Annotated in this window: 15 protein-coding genes and 1 tRNA gene; 5 read left to right on the top strand and 11 right to left on the bottom strand. The window is 32.3% G+C overall.

Translation table 11 applies throughout. The features are described 5' to 3' along the window. Window positions 1-6: 6 nt before the first annotated feature. A complete protein-coding gene (locus K8N75_RS04055; RefSeq protein WP_223790833.1) occupies window positions 7-2,880 on the bottom strand; it encodes an Eco57I restriction-modification methylase domain-containing protein in 2,874 nt (957 codons plus the stop codon). Window positions 2,881-3,595: 715 nt separating this feature from the next. Between K8N75_RS04055 and K8N75_RS04050 the strand changes: the two genes are divergently transcribed. Continuing rightward, window positions 3,596-4,414 carry an ArdC-like ssDNA-binding domain-containing protein gene (locus K8N75_RS04050; RefSeq protein WP_223790832.1) on the top strand — a complete coding sequence of 273 codons (819 nt, stop codon included), beginning with the start codon at window positions 3,596-3,598 and terminating at the stop codon, window positions 4,412-4,414. A 1,127-nt stretch (window positions 4,415-5,541) separates the two neighbouring features. Here the strand turns inward: K8N75_RS04050 and K8N75_RS04045 are convergent. The 10 genes from K8N75_RS04045 to thiC form a co-directional block, all read right to left on the bottom strand. After that, window positions 5,542-7,149, bottom strand: coding sequence for a hypothetical protein (locus K8N75_RS04045; protein ID WP_223790831.1), 1,608 nt, complete (start codon window positions 7,147-7,149; stop codon window positions 5,542-5,544). Continuing rightward, on the bottom strand, window positions 7,149-7,478 hold the full coding sequence (locus K8N75_RS04040; RefSeq protein ID WP_223790830.1) for a hypothetical protein: 330 nt from the start codon (window positions 7,476-7,478) through the stop codon (window positions 7,149-7,151). The genes K8N75_RS04045 and K8N75_RS04040 overlap by 1 nt, the downstream gene beginning before the upstream one ends. Before the next feature lie 267 nt (window positions 7,479-7,745). Continuing rightward, window positions 7,746-7,961, bottom strand: coding sequence for a hypothetical protein (locus K8N75_RS04035; RefSeq protein ID WP_223790829.1), 216 nt, complete (start codon window positions 7,959-7,961; stop codon window positions 7,746-7,748). A 612-nt stretch (window positions 7,962-8,573) separates the two neighbouring features. Next, on the bottom strand, window positions 8,574-9,920 hold the full coding sequence (locus K8N75_RS04030; protein WP_223790828.1) for a hypothetical protein: 1,347 nt from the start codon (window positions 9,918-9,920) through the stop codon (window positions 8,574-8,576). A 3-nt stretch (window positions 9,921-9,923) separates the two neighbouring features. Then, the gene (locus K8N75_RS04025; protein ID WP_223790827.1) at window positions 9,924-10,061 is read right to left on the bottom strand and encodes a hypothetical protein; all 138 of its coding nucleotides are present in this window, start codon (window positions 10,059-10,061) and stop codon (window positions 9,924-9,926) included. Window positions 10,062-10,174: 113 nt separating this feature from the next. After that, complete coding sequence (locus K8N75_RS04020) at window positions 10,175-11,842, bottom strand: ATP-dependent DNA ligase (RefSeq protein ID WP_223790975.1); 1,668 nt, start codon at window positions 11,840-11,842, stop codon at window positions 10,175-10,177. A gap of 301 nt (window positions 11,843-12,143) precedes the next feature. Next, window positions 12,144-12,653, bottom strand: coding sequence for a ferredoxin-thioredoxin reductase catalytic domain-containing protein (locus K8N75_RS04015; RefSeq protein ID WP_223790826.1), 510 nt, complete (start codon window positions 12,651-12,653; stop codon window positions 12,144-12,146). Next, window positions 12,650-12,928, bottom strand: coding sequence for a glutaredoxin family protein (locus tag K8N75_RS04010; RefSeq protein ID WP_223790825.1), 279 nt, complete (start codon window positions 12,926-12,928; stop codon window positions 12,650-12,652). The genes K8N75_RS04015 and K8N75_RS04010 overlap by 4 nt, the downstream gene beginning before the upstream one ends. A 171-nt stretch (window positions 12,929-13,099) precedes the next feature. Beyond that, window positions 13,100-13,327, bottom strand: a complete 228-nt coding sequence (locus K8N75_RS04005; RefSeq protein ID WP_223790824.1) for a TIGR04165 family Cys-rich peptide — start codon at window positions 13,325-13,327, stop codon at window positions 13,100-13,102. Between the two features lie 161 nt (window positions 13,328-13,488). Then, window positions 13,489-14,760, bottom strand: coding sequence for a phosphomethylpyrimidine synthase (gene thiC, locus K8N75_RS04000; RefSeq protein WP_223790823.1), 1,272 nt, complete (start codon window positions 14,758-14,760; stop codon window positions 13,489-13,491). Window positions 14,761-15,160: 400 nt separating this feature from the next. Here thiC and K8N75_RS03995 point away from each other — a divergent pair, with 400 nt between their 5' ends. The 4 genes from K8N75_RS03995 to glnA all read left to right on the top strand — a co-directional run bounded on the left by K8N75_RS03995 (window position 15,161) and on the right by glnA (window position 18,375). After that, window positions 15,161-15,538, top strand: coding sequence for a CBS domain-containing protein (locus tag K8N75_RS03995; protein ID WP_223790822.1), 378 nt, complete (start codon window positions 15,161-15,163; stop codon window positions 15,536-15,538). A 111-nt stretch (window positions 15,539-15,649) separates the two neighbouring features. Further along, window positions 15,650-15,759: transfer RNA gene (locus tag K8N75_RS03990), tRNA-Met, on the top strand. 216 nt (window positions 15,760-15,975) lie between these two features. Next, window positions 15,976-16,728, top strand: coding sequence for a HesA/MoeB/ThiF family protein (locus tag K8N75_RS03985; protein WP_223790821.1), 753 nt, complete (start codon window positions 15,976-15,978; stop codon window positions 16,726-16,728). A 318-nt stretch (window positions 16,729-17,046) separates the two neighbouring features. After that, a complete protein-coding gene (glnA, locus tag K8N75_RS03980) occupies window positions 17,047-18,375 on the top strand; it encodes a type I glutamate--ammonia ligase (protein WP_223790820.1) in 1,329 nt (442 codons plus the stop codon). Window positions 18,376-18,445 lie beyond the last annotated feature (70 nt).

Below are 18,445 nucleotides of genomic sequence, written 5' to 3'. Positions count from 1 at the left end.
CGGATTTCATCCCATATCCTCAACAATCTTTATTTCCTCTTTTGTCAAACCATACAATTCATAAACTAATTTATCTATCTGTTTATCCGTTGCATCAATCTGTCGTTGCATTAATTCCCTGTCTTGTGGCGTTCTGGCTATATCAATATCGGTGTTGAGTTGAATCATTTGGTTTACTAAATTTACCATTAATTCGTATTGTTTTTTATCAATTTCATCATCTAATATAGGAACTTTTATTGGGAATTGAGCTATATGTCCCCTTTTAACTTGTGCTAATGCCTCACCTTTTTCTGGATTCAGAATTTTTTGGTAGAACCATTTAATTAAATTTGAATTGATAATTCCTAAGATATATCTTAAATCAATTTCATTAAGCTCATCTTTTTTTGTGGTAATTGCATAAAGATTATCTCTAACTATAAACTTAGAATTATCTATAGTTGCAATTGGAGAATCTCCTGTTTGCCTTATAATTATCTTAGGCGCATCATAATTTGCGGAATATCTAGGTTCTGCAAGCCAATCCCCAAAACTAATCCAATAATCATTATCCCATTTGATTTTATATTTGTGCATCATACTACCACGTAATAGTGGTCGAAATGTCACATCATTTTTGATATGAGAAACAAATGGTTTTTCTTGTACTATTTTTTCAGTTTGAGGAGGTTTACCTTTGCCTTTTTGAAAAGGTTTTGTTCCTTGTCTAATTAGAAATAATTCATCTAATTTATCTAAATTTTTCATTTTATCAGTTATTGTGATAAATTCTTGTTTTTCGAAGATATTTACAGGTTTTCCGCCTTTATCAATCCAATTAACTTGTTTAATGTTGTGAGTATCAATATTACGGTCTTTATCAATTATTTCAATCTTAATTTGGTGATTTTTCTTTGGAGAAGCCTTTTTTATGATAGAAATCTCTGTATCTACAGTTGCTTTGAATACATAGAAAAGAAAATGTACAACTTTTACAATCTCAGTATTTGAAAATATATAACGCCTAATGTTTTCTATTTTAAAGTTTAAAAGCCATGTATTCGGTATAATCATACCAAATAACCCATTATCTTTCAAAAAGTGGATAGACCTCTCAATAAAAAGTAAATATGTATCTAATTGATAATCTTGAAGTACAAAAGTATTTTGGATATAAATGCTCTCGTTATTTGACAATATTGCACCATATGGAGGATTTCCTATTATTGTATCGAATCCTCCATTATCCATTATATCCCCAAATTCATTATTCCAATTAAAAGCATTAATATGTTTCAATTCCTCTGCTGTGAATTGTAAATCTTGATTATTGTAGATTTCTGGACTAATTAAGGAGTTTCCACATTTTATGTTGTTTTCTAAATCCGGTAGTGCTCTTTCTTTGTATAATTTTTGTTGAGCTTCTAATACATCTCTGTTTTCGCCTTCTAGTACTTTTAATAGTAGACTTAATTTGGTGACTTCAACAGCCTGGCGGTCGATGTCAACCCCATAAATATTGTTTAGGAGGATACGTTTTTTTTCTTTTATTGTAAGGTGCCATTCATTGTTTTTTCCCTTGTATATCTGGTCTTTTAAACGATTTTTGTCTTTGAGATTTGAATAATAAATTAAATGCCAGTTTAGAAGATAGTTGTAAGCTCCAAGTAGAAATGAACCCGAACCACATGCAGGGTCAAGTATTCTAAGCTCTGATACTTTTTGGGGTGTTTTATCTCTGCATAGTTTGCCTATAGTATTTTCTACGATGTACTCAACAATATATTGAGGTGTGTAGTATACTCCGCCGGCTTTTTTTACTTCTGGTTTTTCTTCTATCTTTGCTCGGTGTCCTGTTGTTAGTCTGATGACTTTTCCCAAGAATTGTTCATATACATTTCCTAATATTTCTGGAGATAATACAGAGAATTCATATGGGCTGTCTGGATAATATAAATTTTTTATGATTTGTTTGAATATTCCATCTTTGATTTCTAACTGTGGTGTTAGTGTATCTGGTGGGCTTTTTTGAGTTTTTTCATTTTTGAAGTGGAACAGGCCTGAGTTGTATTTTTCGTCTGCGGATTTCCATATTTCGCATAATTCTTGGAATATTGCTTGTTTGTTGAGGAGTTTTTGCAGCTGTCCGTATTTTTCCGCTCCCCGGTCCTCAGCCATACGTAGAAATATGATTCTGTCTATAATTTGTTGTACAGAATAATTTAATTCATCAACTGTTAGGTCTGAGTTTCTGAGGGCTATATCTTTTGCAAGTAGTTCTCGCCATGTTTCTATTTCTGATAAGAATTCATCATCTACTAGTGTGGTGCCCTTCTTCTTCTTAGTTGTTTCTGCGTATTTATCATACGAACCCTTTAATACTGCATCCTTTGAGAATGTATTGTATAAGTAATCCCATTGGTCCACATAATCCTTGTATGTCAAATACTTTATTCTTCCTGTAGTTGTTCGGTCAGTTTTCTTAGGTGTGGTCCTGGAATCATAAACCGCAAGTTCTTCAAAATCAGTAAGGATAGATAATGGTAGTTTTGCGCTCCATGCATAACGCCTTAGTTGATACGAAGGTTTTATATTTTTGTCTATATTTACAGATGGCTTTTTGGCCTCTACAAAGAACATCTTTCTACCTGCAAGAGTAAAACAATAGTCAGGTGCTCTTGTACCTCCGGCAATCTTAATTGAATCCTCAAAAATAACATCCCGATATTGTGGGGCTGCTCCTGTGGTATTATCAATATCCCAACCTAATGCTTTAAAAAAGGGATTGATGAATTCTTGTTTTAATTGTTCTTCTTTGTAGCTTGGATTTTTGTAAGCATTAATATTCCGTTCAAACTTATCAACTAACTCAATTATTTCTGCCGGAGCTTGTAACAATTTATCCCCCCATAATTAATCTAAGATATTTAATAACTTAAGCTTAAATCTTGCTATTTATTATTTTATAGGCTTATTGAAATGGAAGTAGCTTAACAGGGTCTAATTTTATTATTGTGTACATACATTTATTTATCGATGCATCTATAGATGGATAATGAAATAGAGCGACATATTAACTCAAGAATTGATAAACAGTATGGCCCGAGATGCATGTAAATTAAGTCCGCCATGTAGGGTAACCATAGTAAATACGGACACTAATCATATTTAATTCTCAATAAAAACTGATTTTAACATATAAATCCCTCTTTAGATAGTTATACAGATAAAAGCTCCGTTTATTTCATTACTCATCACTTATTATTTGAATTAAATGTTTATAGATGGTTAGTACCAATTCAAAGACTTAAAGTTAACGTTAAATGTAAATCTTCAACTCAATACACTCACACAAGGCTTTATGGGTTTGAATACTGGATTTCCGTGCTTTCTTTCTACTTCATTTTGGATTAAAAGCTCTTAAAACTATCAAAGACTTTATTGAATGTTGATTTTTCAGAGAACTATTGAATCTATCAGCATGCTGTAAATTAGCTGTTAATACTGTTTTTTAAGAGCCAAAAAGAGGTGATAAAATGTGAATTTATGAAAAATAGGCCATATGATGAATAATAGTAGAAAAAAAGTTGGAAATAGATAGAAAGGTGATAATATGGATAAGATAGAAATACCTCGAAAACTGAAAGGTCAGGAGTTAACTAAATTCTTAACGGAAAAACTGGATGAGCTGGCTGACGAAATTTGTCAAAGTGAAGAGCAACTTTGGGAGTTCATCAAAAAATGGACGAGAGGATTCCATAGTTACAGTTTTAATAATACAATACTCGCTTGGATTCAAAGACCAGACTTTACATTACTAGCAGGATATAAGGCATGGCAAGGACGTGAACGTCAAGTAAAGAAGGGTGAACGTGCAATAAGAATCCTTGCACCAATGGTCAAGAAAATCAAAGAGGATAATGGAGATGAAACATGTATAATAAGAGGTTTCCACCCTGTATCGGTTTTTGACATAGCACAAACAGAAGGAGATGAAATTGAAGAATTAGGGTGTCCTGAACTGGTTTCTGGTAACTTTGACTTTGAAACAATAGTTAAAGCTTCACCAGTACCGGTACTAATAAGATATTTGGGAGTAAGTAACGGCCAGACAGATGGAAACACAATAAAAATTGCACCAAAGAAGAATCAAGCTGCAATGGTTGCTACTGCAATACACGAATGGGCCCATGTGGCTTTAGGTCACTGCGAAAGCTCAGGTACATTATTTGAAATAGAGGACAAGTCTGCAAAGGAAATTGAAGCTGAAACTGTTAGTTTTATTGTTTCGAGTGTTTTAGGACTTGAGAACAACAAAAGCAGATTATATATAGGAAATTGGGGAGGTAATAAAAAAGAACTACAAGGACGTGGTAAAAAGATAATAGCGGTAGCAGAGTCTATTATCAAAGCAATAAATGCTTTAGAATGAATAGGATAATTATATATTGTAGATAACGGTAAATACTAACTTTTATAAGGTTTTTATATCTCAAAATTATTAACAGATTTTGATTTGAATATGCTTATCAATATCAAACTGGAGTTAGTAACCATACGAAACAAAATAAAAGTAGTATAAAAATAAAAAGGGAGGTCAAATCTACCTACCCGTAGATGTTTTTTGTGTTCCTCCTACCTATTAGAATCTATCGAGATTCTAATGCGACAGTACCCCCTTTTTATGTGCAAATATTCTTCACAAAATATGTTGAATGAATATCTGCTACCTTGCGGAACCCACATGGTAATTGATACAATTAGAAATTATGATTTCTACTATATATAATTGTTAGCATTATATCAAATTATTAAAGTATTTTTTTTTTATAGTCAAGCTTATTTATAAGAGTTCTATCAAATATTTCTTTGCACATTCTATTGCAAACAACTACCCTTGTTTGTCTTAGGGTGGAGTAAATTCCAGGAGGAACCCATATGGTAGATACACTAAAACCTCTATACTGGAGGAGGTGATGGTCATGGCACTTATTTATAAGATTGCCCGCTCAGCCTTGTTGACCCTGTCAGAACTCTGCAAGCAAGCAGCTGAGAAAATCCCATAAATGACCATCGGGGGAGAGTGATACCCCCCAACACCTTATTTTATAAAAATGTCTAAAATGCTTAAATAGATTTTAAACAGCTAATTTAGTGTTATTATAAGCATCAACTCAATTATATTTAATGTAATTAAAGGGTATATGAGGATCTATAACTTCCACATTGCTTCATATTTTAGATTTTAGATTTTATATTGTAGATTCCTAATTGAATGGTTAGCTAAATTATTAATATTTCAATGTTTGTAAAAACTTCCCATTATATCCTTATTACTTTATAGAACGTTTTTTTCAGCACAAAGTATATCAAACTATTGCTATTTATTCTTAGTTTCTATAAAAAAGCCCATATCATCTTGCTTTGATATGTTAGTCTATAAAATATTATACTACTTTTATAGATGAATTAAGTAAATACGTCATTAGCTATGTTATTAGCATGAAATAGAAATAGATAATAGTTTAATGTACAGGTTTATGCTAATATTTTCTTTTGTTATGTATTAAAAGTTCCTATATTGTCCCTATTCACGTTTAGGTAAGCATTTAATTGGTTTTTGTTATTGAATGTTTTATAAGTAAGTATATCTTCTATGCCTTGAGGAACATAACCAAAGCTTATTACTAGTTTTCCCGGTTTAACATGTGCTCCACTACGGAATATTGCTTGTTGGTGTTCTTCATTTAACTTGTATAGTTTCACTTTGTTTAATCTGTCGTTATCTGTGAGGTTGATTTGCATACCATTGATTATTTTATTGTTTCTCCCACCATAGACAGCATGATCATCTGCTAGATACTCATTGTTAATAACATAATGTTTTTTATACAGACCGCTTGGATTCAAATGGAATGTTCCAACTATTATCAATACATCAACATCTTCAAATTTATTGGACCCTTGGTGACCACCGAAATAACTTATTTCATAAGTTTTATCTTCAAATTGGTTTGTAATATCCTCGGTTAAGCTTTTATATGTAATTATACCTACTTTTAAAGATCTATTATATGAGAAGCTTATAGAATTTTTTAACATTTGATTTATTTCTTTTCCTACCAATTTCCCTAGTTTAGTACCATCTCTTTGTGTAATAGTATCTTTTGCTAAGGACCTATTTTTGGAATTATAATGTAGAAGTATGCTCTTCTTGTTATTGATTAGTTGGTTATAGTTTTGAGGTTCAACTATTCTACCTTCGTATCTAGACATCAATTGATTGTAAATCCATTCATCATATGACGTGTTTAGGAGAATTAATTTACAATTAAAGTTACATCTCAAATCATGTGCATAGTGTAAAAATGGTTTATAGAAATGATTAAATCTTCCATATCTTTGATAATATTGTATCCATTCTATAGTTCCATCGAGGTTATTGAGATAGTTTAATATATCTAACTCGGCCCTAGTAGGTCTAAAACCATCACCTCTCAATCTAATCATTTTAATAATGCCAGATATATTCCCTGCATTAGTTTTACGCCTTTGAAGTTCAGCTAAATCATCAGGGTAAATATCTCCTTCAATAATTCTACCTATATCCTTATAAAACTCTACATTTACTCTATAATCCTCAAGTGCTCCTAATGGGATATTTGGGTGAGTGTATTGTATTTTTTTAGCTTTTTCAATATTTTCATCAAGTATTACTACATCCCAATGATTATTTTGCACATATGTAGTGGGTAAATATTCTTTTGGTGCAACAACGATTCCTTCTTCTGGGACTTGAAACTGATTTTTATAAGAACATTGAGTATTGCAGAAATTACGACATATTATATTTGCATGAAAACCTTTACCAATTAATGCACCAATAAAAGGTTCATCCTTCTTCTCACAAATCTTTTTTAAGCCATACCAGTGTCTAAAATTATCTCCTCCAATTATCTCGTTCATCTGTTCATGTCTATCACTAAGATATAAAACTTTAACAGGCTGAGTTTCATAATATTTTAAGGCTGTTACAGTTTTACCGAAACGATTAGGTAAATTTACAATAAGTACGTCTCCGCATGCTAAATTTGCAAGCCGATTAGTATAATTTGCCCTTGAAGTTTCAATAAAAGGAATAGGAGAAGGAACAGAATCGGATGCCATTATTCCTCCAGTTTTTTACATGTACAATTACAATCACGGTTTAGATTCTCCAAAATAGGTTCCAAATATTGAACTATATGAGATTCACATTTTTGTATAGATGATTCTGCATGATTAATTTCTTGTATAGTTTCATTAAGTTCTCTATTATTAGCTCTTCCAATCCAACTATCTGTTTCAAGACTAGAATTCCTTAAAATTTTGCTAAGATGCCTTAAATTATTTACATATGCTCTCTTTATACGAATTGTTTCCATATTGGCATTGATAATGTCTAACTCTTTTTTACCTGTTAATTCAAATTTATTTTTAGATAGCAATACATCCACTTTAACACTCACCTATTATTTAAGATATTAATCTAATTAATCTGGCAATATACAGAACTTTTTTAATATTATTGAACTGCATATACAATAGCTTCTGTTAATTTGGTATATAAGGGTTCCGAATTGAATAAAAACTATTATATAACTGTGTATAACCTTATCCATCATTATACAACCTTATCCATTTATGTATAATCATATCTAAAACTAAATTTTATACATAAAATAAGAGTGTAATAAACAGGTTTTTGTACAAGAACGTTAAATTTACTTTCTTTCTTCAATTTCAGTTCCTATTAATGTATAAAGTGGAGAATGTTTGTCCACTGCTTGTTCATAATAAAATTTGATAAAAATATCAATCGCTTCCGAAATCAGCTCAGCCAGCGAAACACTCCCGCCATTCTCACTAATCTCGAATTGAATATCATCTAATCCATCCTTTTGTTCAAGTTTAAGGTCTATCAGTTTTTTAAATGTCATTTTTACCTCCAAATGTATATTCAAAGTTCATTTTATGTATAATCCTTAAATATGCTGTATATTAGCGTTAATATAAACATGTCGATTAGAACCAGCTTAGATAACGTTAATAAAGTAAATACAATAATATAAGTCTTAAAAATATAAACTAAGAATAAAAACAATATCAAATTTTAAAAAAATTATATCCATAGAATAGAAAATGTTTTAGGCAAAATGCTGCTGCCTTCCACCCAACATTATTTAAAAAAATAATAATACCCACCCGAAACTCCAGCCTCCCCAATATTAAAGAGTGAGTCTATTCCATTTTAACTGAAACAATGTTCCTCCGGCGCAAGGCGCGCCGTCGTCACAAAACATGGCTAAGGATATATTCAAGTTTCAATTGTTAAGATGTTTTAATGTGTGGATATAGATGAAGCAAAAGGTATATTGTTTCTATTTCAAGGTAAGTTATTTAAAACTAGTAATAGACATTTAAATTCATGATTTAACTTGATTCTATCATTTAACTCAATGATATAGTAATCTAATATAATTAGAATGTTGTATTAAAATTCCATGCATATGAAATAGAAAGAAAAAATAGACAACTTACTGTATAAAAAATTAGTTTTTTGATTTTAAATTTTTCATTAATTCCTCTAAACTTTTCGTTGCGGATAGGTCTAAGTCTTCTGTTCCATTAATTTTAAATATGTATGGAAGTAAGTTTTTTATGTCCTCAACACTGATACTGTCTGTTTCTACGTTGTCGACCCTGGCTTTCATTTCTTCCATTTCGATTCGGTGTTGTTCTTCACGTTTTTGCATTTGTTCTTGTAGATGTTTGTTATCCATTTCGAGTTTTTCTATGGCTTCTTGATTTTCTTCCATAACTATTTCATCATTAATAGCCAAGAATGGTAGAGCTTTACGGTAACTGGCTTTTAAGGTATTATAACTATTTGGATTTATGTATCTCTCAAGAACATCGCCCGTTTTTTGACCCATTAAATATTTTGTATCTTCTGCACTAAATCCTGCTTTAAACCTAACTTGATTAGAAAACCACTTTCTTAATTTATGCGTTCGAAAATAATTCTTTTTTTGGCCATCCACATCTATTTGAGGAAATATATTCTTTTTTTTATGCATTCTGTGTACATAATTCTTGGCAGCCTCGGGGGATAATCTTAAATCTTCGGGAAGAGGATTTTCTCCTAATTTTACAGGTAGATGTGAAGTTTCCTTTACAAAAATAGGATAATCCGGTTTTAAATACTTTTCATCTCTTGAATCTAATAATTCTGCCATATTTCGAAGAACTTCAGGTCCGGCGAACGTGTAGAACTCTGCTGTAGTCTTTTTTCGCCGTAAATCAAAACATCCTATAAGATTATCTTCTTTTTTAGCCCTGTATATGGCTTCCTTAATTGTTAATTCTTCGTCTTTTTTACTTACTGCACTAATGAAATCTTCGATATCTAAAAGTAAAACATCACTTATTGAAAGCCCCGTTTGTGCTTGAGTTATAAAAATAGATTGGTAAACTGGAAGACTGTATTTAATTGCTTTTCTTATATCTTCAACTTTTAAAGCAAATTTAACATCCTCAACTATCCTCTTTTTTGATATATCTATCTCAGGTGTTGGTCTAAGTCTGAAAGCATGAAGAAAAGATTTTATCCTACCTACTCTACCTCTTATACCATCATAACTAAATTCATTCTCTATCATATAGTGGACATAATCATCTAATGCATCAGTTATCCACATATCAAATTCAGCCACGTGATTTCGTAGATCTGCCTTATGCATATCATGTATTTCTGTAGGACTTTTTCCTGTAAGGTTACAGAAGTCTTTTAAAGCATATAAATAGTTTGTTATGGTAGCAGGTTTTATTCCTATCTTTTTTTTTAAAAATTTCTTAAATCTTAGGTCCTCTTTTATTTGTTCTATTGTGTATTCCATAATTTACTCTCCTAGGAATATATAGAGTTTTAAAATATAAATAGGTATCGCCAAGAATAATTGTACTGCAAAAATCATCATGCCAACTATCCCTATGATTGCAGTTGCAAGTGCGATTTTGAACATATAACGATCTTTCATTGTACCAGTACAATGATAAATTTTATTACTGATAATATAAAAATTATTACGAAAAATGATTTAAATTTTCATCAAAAAAAATTAAAAATAATCCATGACTAAAGAAATCGACTTCAATCAGGACCTTTGAACATAGAATCAATTCTTTCAACTGTATCTATATCATCAATACTCAGATCATCCCTTATCCTTTTTACAACAGGGAAACGTAGGGAATAACCACTTTCATATTCTGGACTTTTAACTATTTCACTGTAAGCTATTTCAAGAATGATATGAGGTGCTATTTTAACTTGTCTACCAATTTTACTTGTTATTAGAGGTTCTGTTAATGTAGAAAGTTCCAATAATGTTTGATCGTCTAATCCTGTTGCTGCATAGGCCAATGTTTTTAGTTCATTATTTTCATCTCTGGCTGCAAGAAGATAAGAACCAATAAGGTGGGCTCTTTTACCCCTACCATAACTGCCTCCTACAATTACAAGATCCAAGGTCTCAGGTTCAGCTTTAAATTTAAGCATCTTTTTACCTCGAATTCCAGGCATGTATGGTGCATGGGGGTCTTTTATCATTATACCTTCATGACCTGCTTTTATAGATTCATTGAAAAGATCTTCTGCATCTTGTAAAGATTCTGGAGTAACCTTAACATTTCTACTGAGTTGTATCTTATCTCCACTAACTGTTACAATGGATTCTAGAACCTCTCTTCTTTTCTCAAATGAAACATCTATTAATGGCCCATCATAATATAATACATCAAATAAATAGAGTTTAAGAGGCACCTCATCCCTCATCCTTTCAATATCATATTTCCTACGTACCCTTTGGAGAATGTACTGGAAAGAAATGGGTTTTCCATCCTTAGTAACTATTATCTCGCCCTCAACAATAAAATTCTTGGATGGAAGAGATTTTCTAATGTATTCTACTATTTCTGGCACGGCTTTACTAATATTTTCTAATCTTCTAGTGAAAATATTAATTTCGTTACCTAATCTATGAATTTGAACTCTTATTCCATCATATTTGGTCTCGCATAGAGCCCATCCCATTTCAAGAATACTTTTAGAAATGCCTGGAGAAAGCTGAGCAAGCATGGGTTTCACTGGTTTTCCTGGTAATAAAGTGAGTTTTTGAAGTCCTTGGACTCCTTCTTCTTTTGATACCTCAGCAACTAAACCCAAATCATTGGTGAGCATATGCGCCCTTTCAACAATTCCTTTGTCTACATCGAAAGCCTGAGCAAGTGCATCTCGAATAGTTCCTTCACCAACACCCACACGAAGTTCTTCTATTACAGTTCTGGTGATATATTTGGCTTCTGTAGGTGAAGCAGAAGATAAAAGTTCCCTTAGAATTTCCAACTTCTTTGACTGTGCCTTGCTACCAGATATATTAGCTATCTTGATCAAATTGCTGTGTACCTTTTCAATTGTAAGGGATCTTGAAAAGAGAGTTGATTGCTTTTTTTTCATGAAAAGGTTTTGAGCTGCCTGTCCAATATCCCCTGCATCTCGTTGCATATCCTCAACATCTTCAGGTTTCACACCTACTACAAAAGCAATGGCCTTCATTAAGAGTTTTGTACCTATTCCAAGTTCTTCTTCACTCCCAGTTGGAAATACCCTGCCCAATGCAAGCAATGTTACTACCGGGAGTAGTTTAGGATTTTTTTCACCTATGTCTGCAAAAAAATCTCCAAGTATTGAAGTTTTCTCAAGCCTCTTTGTTGTGGAATCCAAAGCTTCATAAACATCTACTATTCTACTGTAACTCATTCCAACTTCCGCTTTCATCATGTCAAAACCTCAACTTCAAATTAATAAACTTAGATTAATCTAAACATATTTTTTGCAATAAATATCTTATTTACAATATAATTTTTAATTTGATATAACCTACCTATTCAATATACTCTTACTAAGTTCAAAATTTAATAGTTTTGATTTTTACCTAGTTTAGTGATAACTAAGGTATCATAAATAATAAATATATAAAAACCCCGAATTAATAATTTTTTTATCCCTCTGATAAAGAAAATAAATATATTTATAAATTCAAAAAAGAAATTATTTAAGATTATATGAACTTTTCGAATCTGTCACTGGAAACTTTGCAAATTGGACATACTTCAGGTGGTTTATCTCTTGCACAAAGGTATCCACAGACTTTACAGCGCCAAACTGGCTTTGATAGTCCAGATATTTGAACTTCTTTTTCTTCCTTAATTTTTTCTCTGTCTTCAAATGATGGCCTTCTCTCGGGTATGGACTGTACTTTTTTCTTTCCACTTAAGATTTCATTGGAAATATAAAGTGCACAATAGCAAGCCCCATATTCATTTAAATCAGGATCCCTATAATCACAAGGGCAGATGATATCCAAATCATCATTTCTTTCACCTGAAGCTAACCTACAAGGACATGCCCCATAACCATAACGTGCATTATTTATTAGAATGCTCTTTAAAAGCCCTTTTGTAAATTCAATATCATTGTTTAGAATATATCCAGATGATTCTGCTTCTTCTTTTACTTTAAGGTAGTATAAATCAACATCATTGTCTGAGGGCTCATTGAAGCCACTCATTCAATTGCCTCCTTTATTTCGTCTTCTTTAAATCCAATTATGGTTTTAGAGTCGTTTATTACTAGAGTTGGAAATGAAACTTGGGGATTCCATTTTTTTACCATTTCTACAACTTCTTCTCTTTCTTTGCCAGTAAGTAGATCAACGTAAACAAATTCATAATCTGCATTAAAATCTTCAATTAATGCTCGGGTTTTTTTACACCATCCACATGTACTTAAAGCAAAAAGAACTAATTTCCCTTTATCCTGACCTTCAACGTGTTGCATGATCATTTCTTTAGCCTCCCTTGGCATTAGAATTATTTCTTATTCTTTTTTATGTAACCAACCACTATTTAAAATTTAATATATTTAGTTAAAAAAGATTTAGAATGTGTTTAAGAGAGTATTATAACTAATAACTTATTTAAGAAAAAAACTATGTTGTAAAATTTTGAAGAAAATCTACTTCTTGTTAAAATCTATTTTTTTAATTTCAACAAGACATTCTTCATCTGTACAGTATTCAAATATATGTCGACATTCACTACAGCGAATTATTCCTATTGTTCCCTGAGGTACATGTGGTATGTAAAATGCTTCATCATTAGTTCCAGTGTTTCTCTTTCGGGATATATGCTTATCAGTACATCCACATTCAGGACATTTTTGATTTAATTGTTCAGCTTTCATGAAATTAAACTCCATTTATATTGTTCTCAATATTTAATTTAATAAATAATTGTTTGAAATCATATAAATAGTTTGGCATGTTACAAACGATATTTTTCTTATAAAAAAAGTTAGTAACGGAAGTTCTAATCTATTGGATAGTCCGTAGAAATAAAATAAATTTAAATATTGTCTCTAACAAGTCTTAAAGCACAAAATTCGCCACACATAGTACACATATCTTCAGATGTTTGGTTACGAGCTCTACATTTTTTTGGTTTTTCATTATCGAATGCTAATTCAAATTGTTTTTGCCAGTCGAAGTTCTTCCTTGCAGTTGCCATTTCAACTTCCTTTTCCCATGCACCATTTATACCCTTAGCAACATCAGCTGCTTCTGCAGCTATTTTAGAAGCTATAACACCATCTTTTACATCTTCAATGTTAGGTATTGCAAGGTGCTCGGCAGGAGTAACATAGCACAAAAAATCCGCACCTGCTGAAGCAGCAATTGCTCCACCGATAGCTGAAGTGATATGATCATATCCCGGTGCCAAATCGGTAACAAGAGGGCCCAAAACATAGAATGGGGCTTCCTTACAAACAGTTTTTTGGATCTCTACATTGGCAGTTATCTGATTGATTGGAACATGACCCGGGCCCTCAACCATTACCTGAACTCCTTTTTCCCTGGCCCTACCAACTAATTCTCCTAGATTAACAAGTTCTTGTATTTGTGACAGATCAGATGCATCATGCAAACACCCTGGGCGAAGTCCATCACCCAAACTTAATGTCACATCGTATTCTTCAACTATTTCTAATAAATAATCATAATTTTTGTAGAGTGGATTCTCTTCCTGGTTTTTAAGTATCCATGCAGCTAAAAAAGAACCTCCTCTGCTTACTATGCCCATTATCCTGTTTGAATCTTTAACCTTAGATATAAGATCCTTTGTTATACCACAGTGTACAGTTACAAAATCAACACCAGCTTTTGCCTGATTTTCTATCGCACCGAACATATCATCTTCATCCATATCTATAACAGCCCCTTTTATTTTTGAAGCTGTAATACCTGCCTCATAAATTGGAACTGTTCCTATTGGTACTTCTACAGATTTCATGATGGATTTCATGACTTTTTCATATTCTGGTCCTGTACTTAAGTCCATTATCGTATCCGCACCATATTTAACTGCTGCTTTGGCCTTTTTAACTTCCCATTCAACTTTTTCAAGTTCTGAAGAAGATCCTACGTTAGCATTTATCTTGGTTTTAAGGCCTTTTCCTATACCTAAAGGTCTGCTTTTACTTCCTATATTTTTTGGAATTACAATACGTCCATTTGCTAATCCTTTAACAATTTTATGGGCATCAATACATTCCATTTCTGCTACTGATTTAATTTCATCTGTTATAATGCCTTTTCGGGCCTCTTGCATCTGAGTCACTTTTCATACCCCATATAAAATCCATTAAGAAAATGTGTTATTAATTTTCAATGTTAGTATAATTTTTTCAATTTTTCTGCCAAGACACTTCAAATTTAGTATTCGAAGGCTGTAATTTATTAATGATATGCTTAAATTTTTATATCTATTTGTTCCATTTCATAAGTGTGATCATTAATTAAAATTAATCTTGCATAGAACTTAGAATAGATCATAAACTAACGAATGTTTTTATAGTATTTTTAATCATTATACTCATATATTTTTCTATTTTCGAACATATTTAATCTCCAAAATGCGATTTAAATAAAATAATAACTATATTAAGAGTTAAAAGTTCATCATGAGTTTATTTTTTGAAATATAATATTTTAAATATCGAGATGAATAGAATAAATGTATGATAAAAAAGTTATTGGCAAAGGATATCATGATTGAAGATATCTTTGTTACCTCGCGAAATGACTTGGTTGCAGCTGCAAAGCTTAAAATGATGCGGTGTAACGTTGGAGGATTACCCGTTGTGGATGAAGGAAAGCTTGTTGGTATGATAACACATAGAGATGTTCTTCTAGCAGGAGGCGAAGCATTAGTGATTAAAGTAGAGGACTTGATGAGTAAGGATTTAATGGTTGCAGAGAAAGATACACCTATAATTGATGTAACTAAAATAATGGCTGACAAAGGTTATCAGAGAATTCCTGTGGTAGATGATGGAAATTTAATAGGCCTTATTACCCAGAGTAGTTTAATACGCGCACTAGCAGGTATTGACTGATAGATCTGAATATCAATAATTATTTCATTTAATTTGATAAAATTATTTTGTATTAAATTCTGGCCTATAGAAAGGTTTAAGTGAGATGATACCTAACAGCATATAAGCCATGCCGGGGTGGCTCAGCTGGTTAGAGCGCACGGCTCATAGGGTATTAAGCAAGTGCTCTGACTTTTTCCTGGGATACCGTGAGGCCGCGGGTTCGAATCCCGCCCCCGGCACTTCACATAATTTTATGGCCTCCAATAATATTCCAGAGACTAAATTTATTCTTTTTTATATTGTTTCAAATTCTTTTTTGCTTTTCTAAATAACAATTTTTATCTCAACAAAGAGAATAATATTAACAAAATTATTGTTTCATGATTATTAGTATGATAAATTATATTAACAAATCATGATATTGTTGTAATAGATTCTGCTTTAGAAGGTGCAAAATGTCAGGAAATTACGATGAAAGAATATATTGGGAAATGATCGATCGCCAAAAGGAAATTCTGAATAAAAAAGAACAGTTAAAGCTTAAAAATTCTACAATAACAGTTATTGGATGTGGAGGTATCGGTGGAGCTGCGATTGAGATGTTAGCCCGAATGGGTGTATCTAATATTAGAATAGTTGATAAAGACAAATTCGATGTTTCTAACATTAACAGACAGCTTATGAGCAGCATGGATAGTGTTGGTAGGGAAAAAACAGCAGTTACTAAGGAAATAATTTGTTCAATAAACTCATTTGTTAATGTCGAAACCTTTGACACTGAATTGAATAAGGATAATGTTTGCGAGATCATTGCAGGTAGCAAAGTCATTGTTGATGCGCTCGATAACCTTGAATCTAGGATTATAACATCCAGATGCGCATTAGACTTGGATATACCATTTGTTCATGGCGCTATTCATGGTACTATGGGACAAATTACTACTTTTACCACGGAAACACCTTCTTATGAAGAAACTTTCAAATTAACGTCGTATCAAAAAGAACTAAACTCAGAAGTATTAAACGAATTAAAAAAACTCACAAGAGCTGTTCCTCCTGTAATTGGGCCAATACCTAATATTGTTGGTTGCATTCAGTCATTTGAGGTTATTAAAATTTTGACTAACAGAGGAAATGTAATTAAAGCACCTGATGTTTTGATTTTCGATCTAATGAAAAAAAACCCATTTTCAGTTGTAGAATTCTAATTCATAACAAAAATTCTAATCATTATACAGTAATTGTTTTTTTATGTTTGATCATAATAATTCTAATTAAAAATTTATGAGAACTCTAAAATAATATAAATAGACTCTATTAAATAGTTTAAAATTCATTAAACTCAATATCCCATTTATCTCAGTTTAGCTTTTATTGAGCCTAAATTAATCAGTTATCCTTGAGTAACCTCTAAATCTAGAATATTTGATCTTCATAATCTCTTCAAAACATTTATATACCAGTAAAAGGAAACATCTTTCCGGTATAAAAGATCATGACATTTATTTCATGGAGGTATTCGATCTATGCAAGATAAAATAGGAAAGGTTATTCAAGACATCGAAAGATGCGGCACAAAATTTGTTAGGTTACAATTTGTGGATATACATGGAACCCCAAAAAACATGGCAGTCCCATTGGCTAAACCCGGAGACATTGAAGATATACTTAAAGACGGATTATTGTTTGATGGTTCATCCATAGAAGGATTCGTTGACATTAACTCCAGCGATTTGATAATAAAACCCGACCCAGATACATTCTCAACTCTACCATGGAGACCTGAAGAAAAGGGTGTTTGCAGATTTATATGTGATATCTATTGGCCAGACGGAACCCCATTTGAAGGTGATCCAAGGAATGTGCTTAAAAAAGCACTAGCAAAAGTAGAGTCCAAAGGATATGAATACAATGTTGGTCCAGAACCTGAATTTTTCATCATTGGAGAAGATGAAGATGGAAATATCATCCCTCATGACGATGGTGTTTACTTCGATGTTGAACCAGTTGACCAGGGAACAGACGTTAGAAGGGAACTAGTTTTAGGATTAGAATCCCTTCACTTTGATGTTGAAGTAAGTCACCACGAAGTAGGCCCAGGTCAGCATGAGATAGATTTCAAATTCGACGATGCAATGAAAACAGCAGACGCTGTAATAACATTCAAACAGGCTATAAAAGCCATCGTTGATAATCTAGGATACATGGTTACTTTCATGCCAAAACCATTCTTCGGAGTAAATGGTAGCGGTATGCATGTCCACCAAAGTCTATTCAAAAATGGTAAAAACATCTTCTACGATCCTGATGGTCAGGATGAACTCTCTCAAGAAGCAAGATACTTTATTGGAGGATTACTCAACCATTCAAAGGCACTCTCAGCAATAGTTGCACCAACTGTAAACTCATACAAAAGATTAGTACCAGGCTACGAAGCACCTTGTTACATAGCCTACGGACTTAAAAATAGGTCAACACTCGTAAGGATCCCAGCATCCCGTGGTAACGGTACAAGGGTAGAATTCAGATGCCCAGATCCTTCATGTAATCCATACCTTGCATTTGCAGCAATGTTAGAAGCCGGAATGGATGGTATCAATAATAAAATGGATCCTGGAGCTGCTACCGAGATAGATGTGTTCAAACTTGACGCTGCAGGACTTGAGAGTAATGGTATTGAAACTTTACCTTCAAGCCTATGGGAAGCATATCATGCATTAGAAAATGATGATGTTGTAAAATCCTCTCTTGGAGACCATGTTTACAACCAGTTCATGGATATCAAGAGGAAAGAATGGGATGATTACAGAATACAAGTATTCCCATACGAACTCAACAGATACTTGATGATCTAAATCTATCTTCTTTTTTTATTTTTTTTAATCAAAGTAATAAAAAAGTTGAATTTCTTAAAAACTTATTACA

The sequence above is a fragment of the Methanobacterium spitsbergense genome (genome assembly GCF_019931065.1).
Lineage (GTDB): Archaea > Methanobacteriota > Methanobacteria > Methanobacteriales > Methanobacteriaceae > Methanobacterium_B > Methanobacterium_B spitsbergense.
The sequence above is the reverse complement of the archived record's forward strand: the minus strand, read 5'-3'. Positions and strand labels throughout refer to the sequence as shown.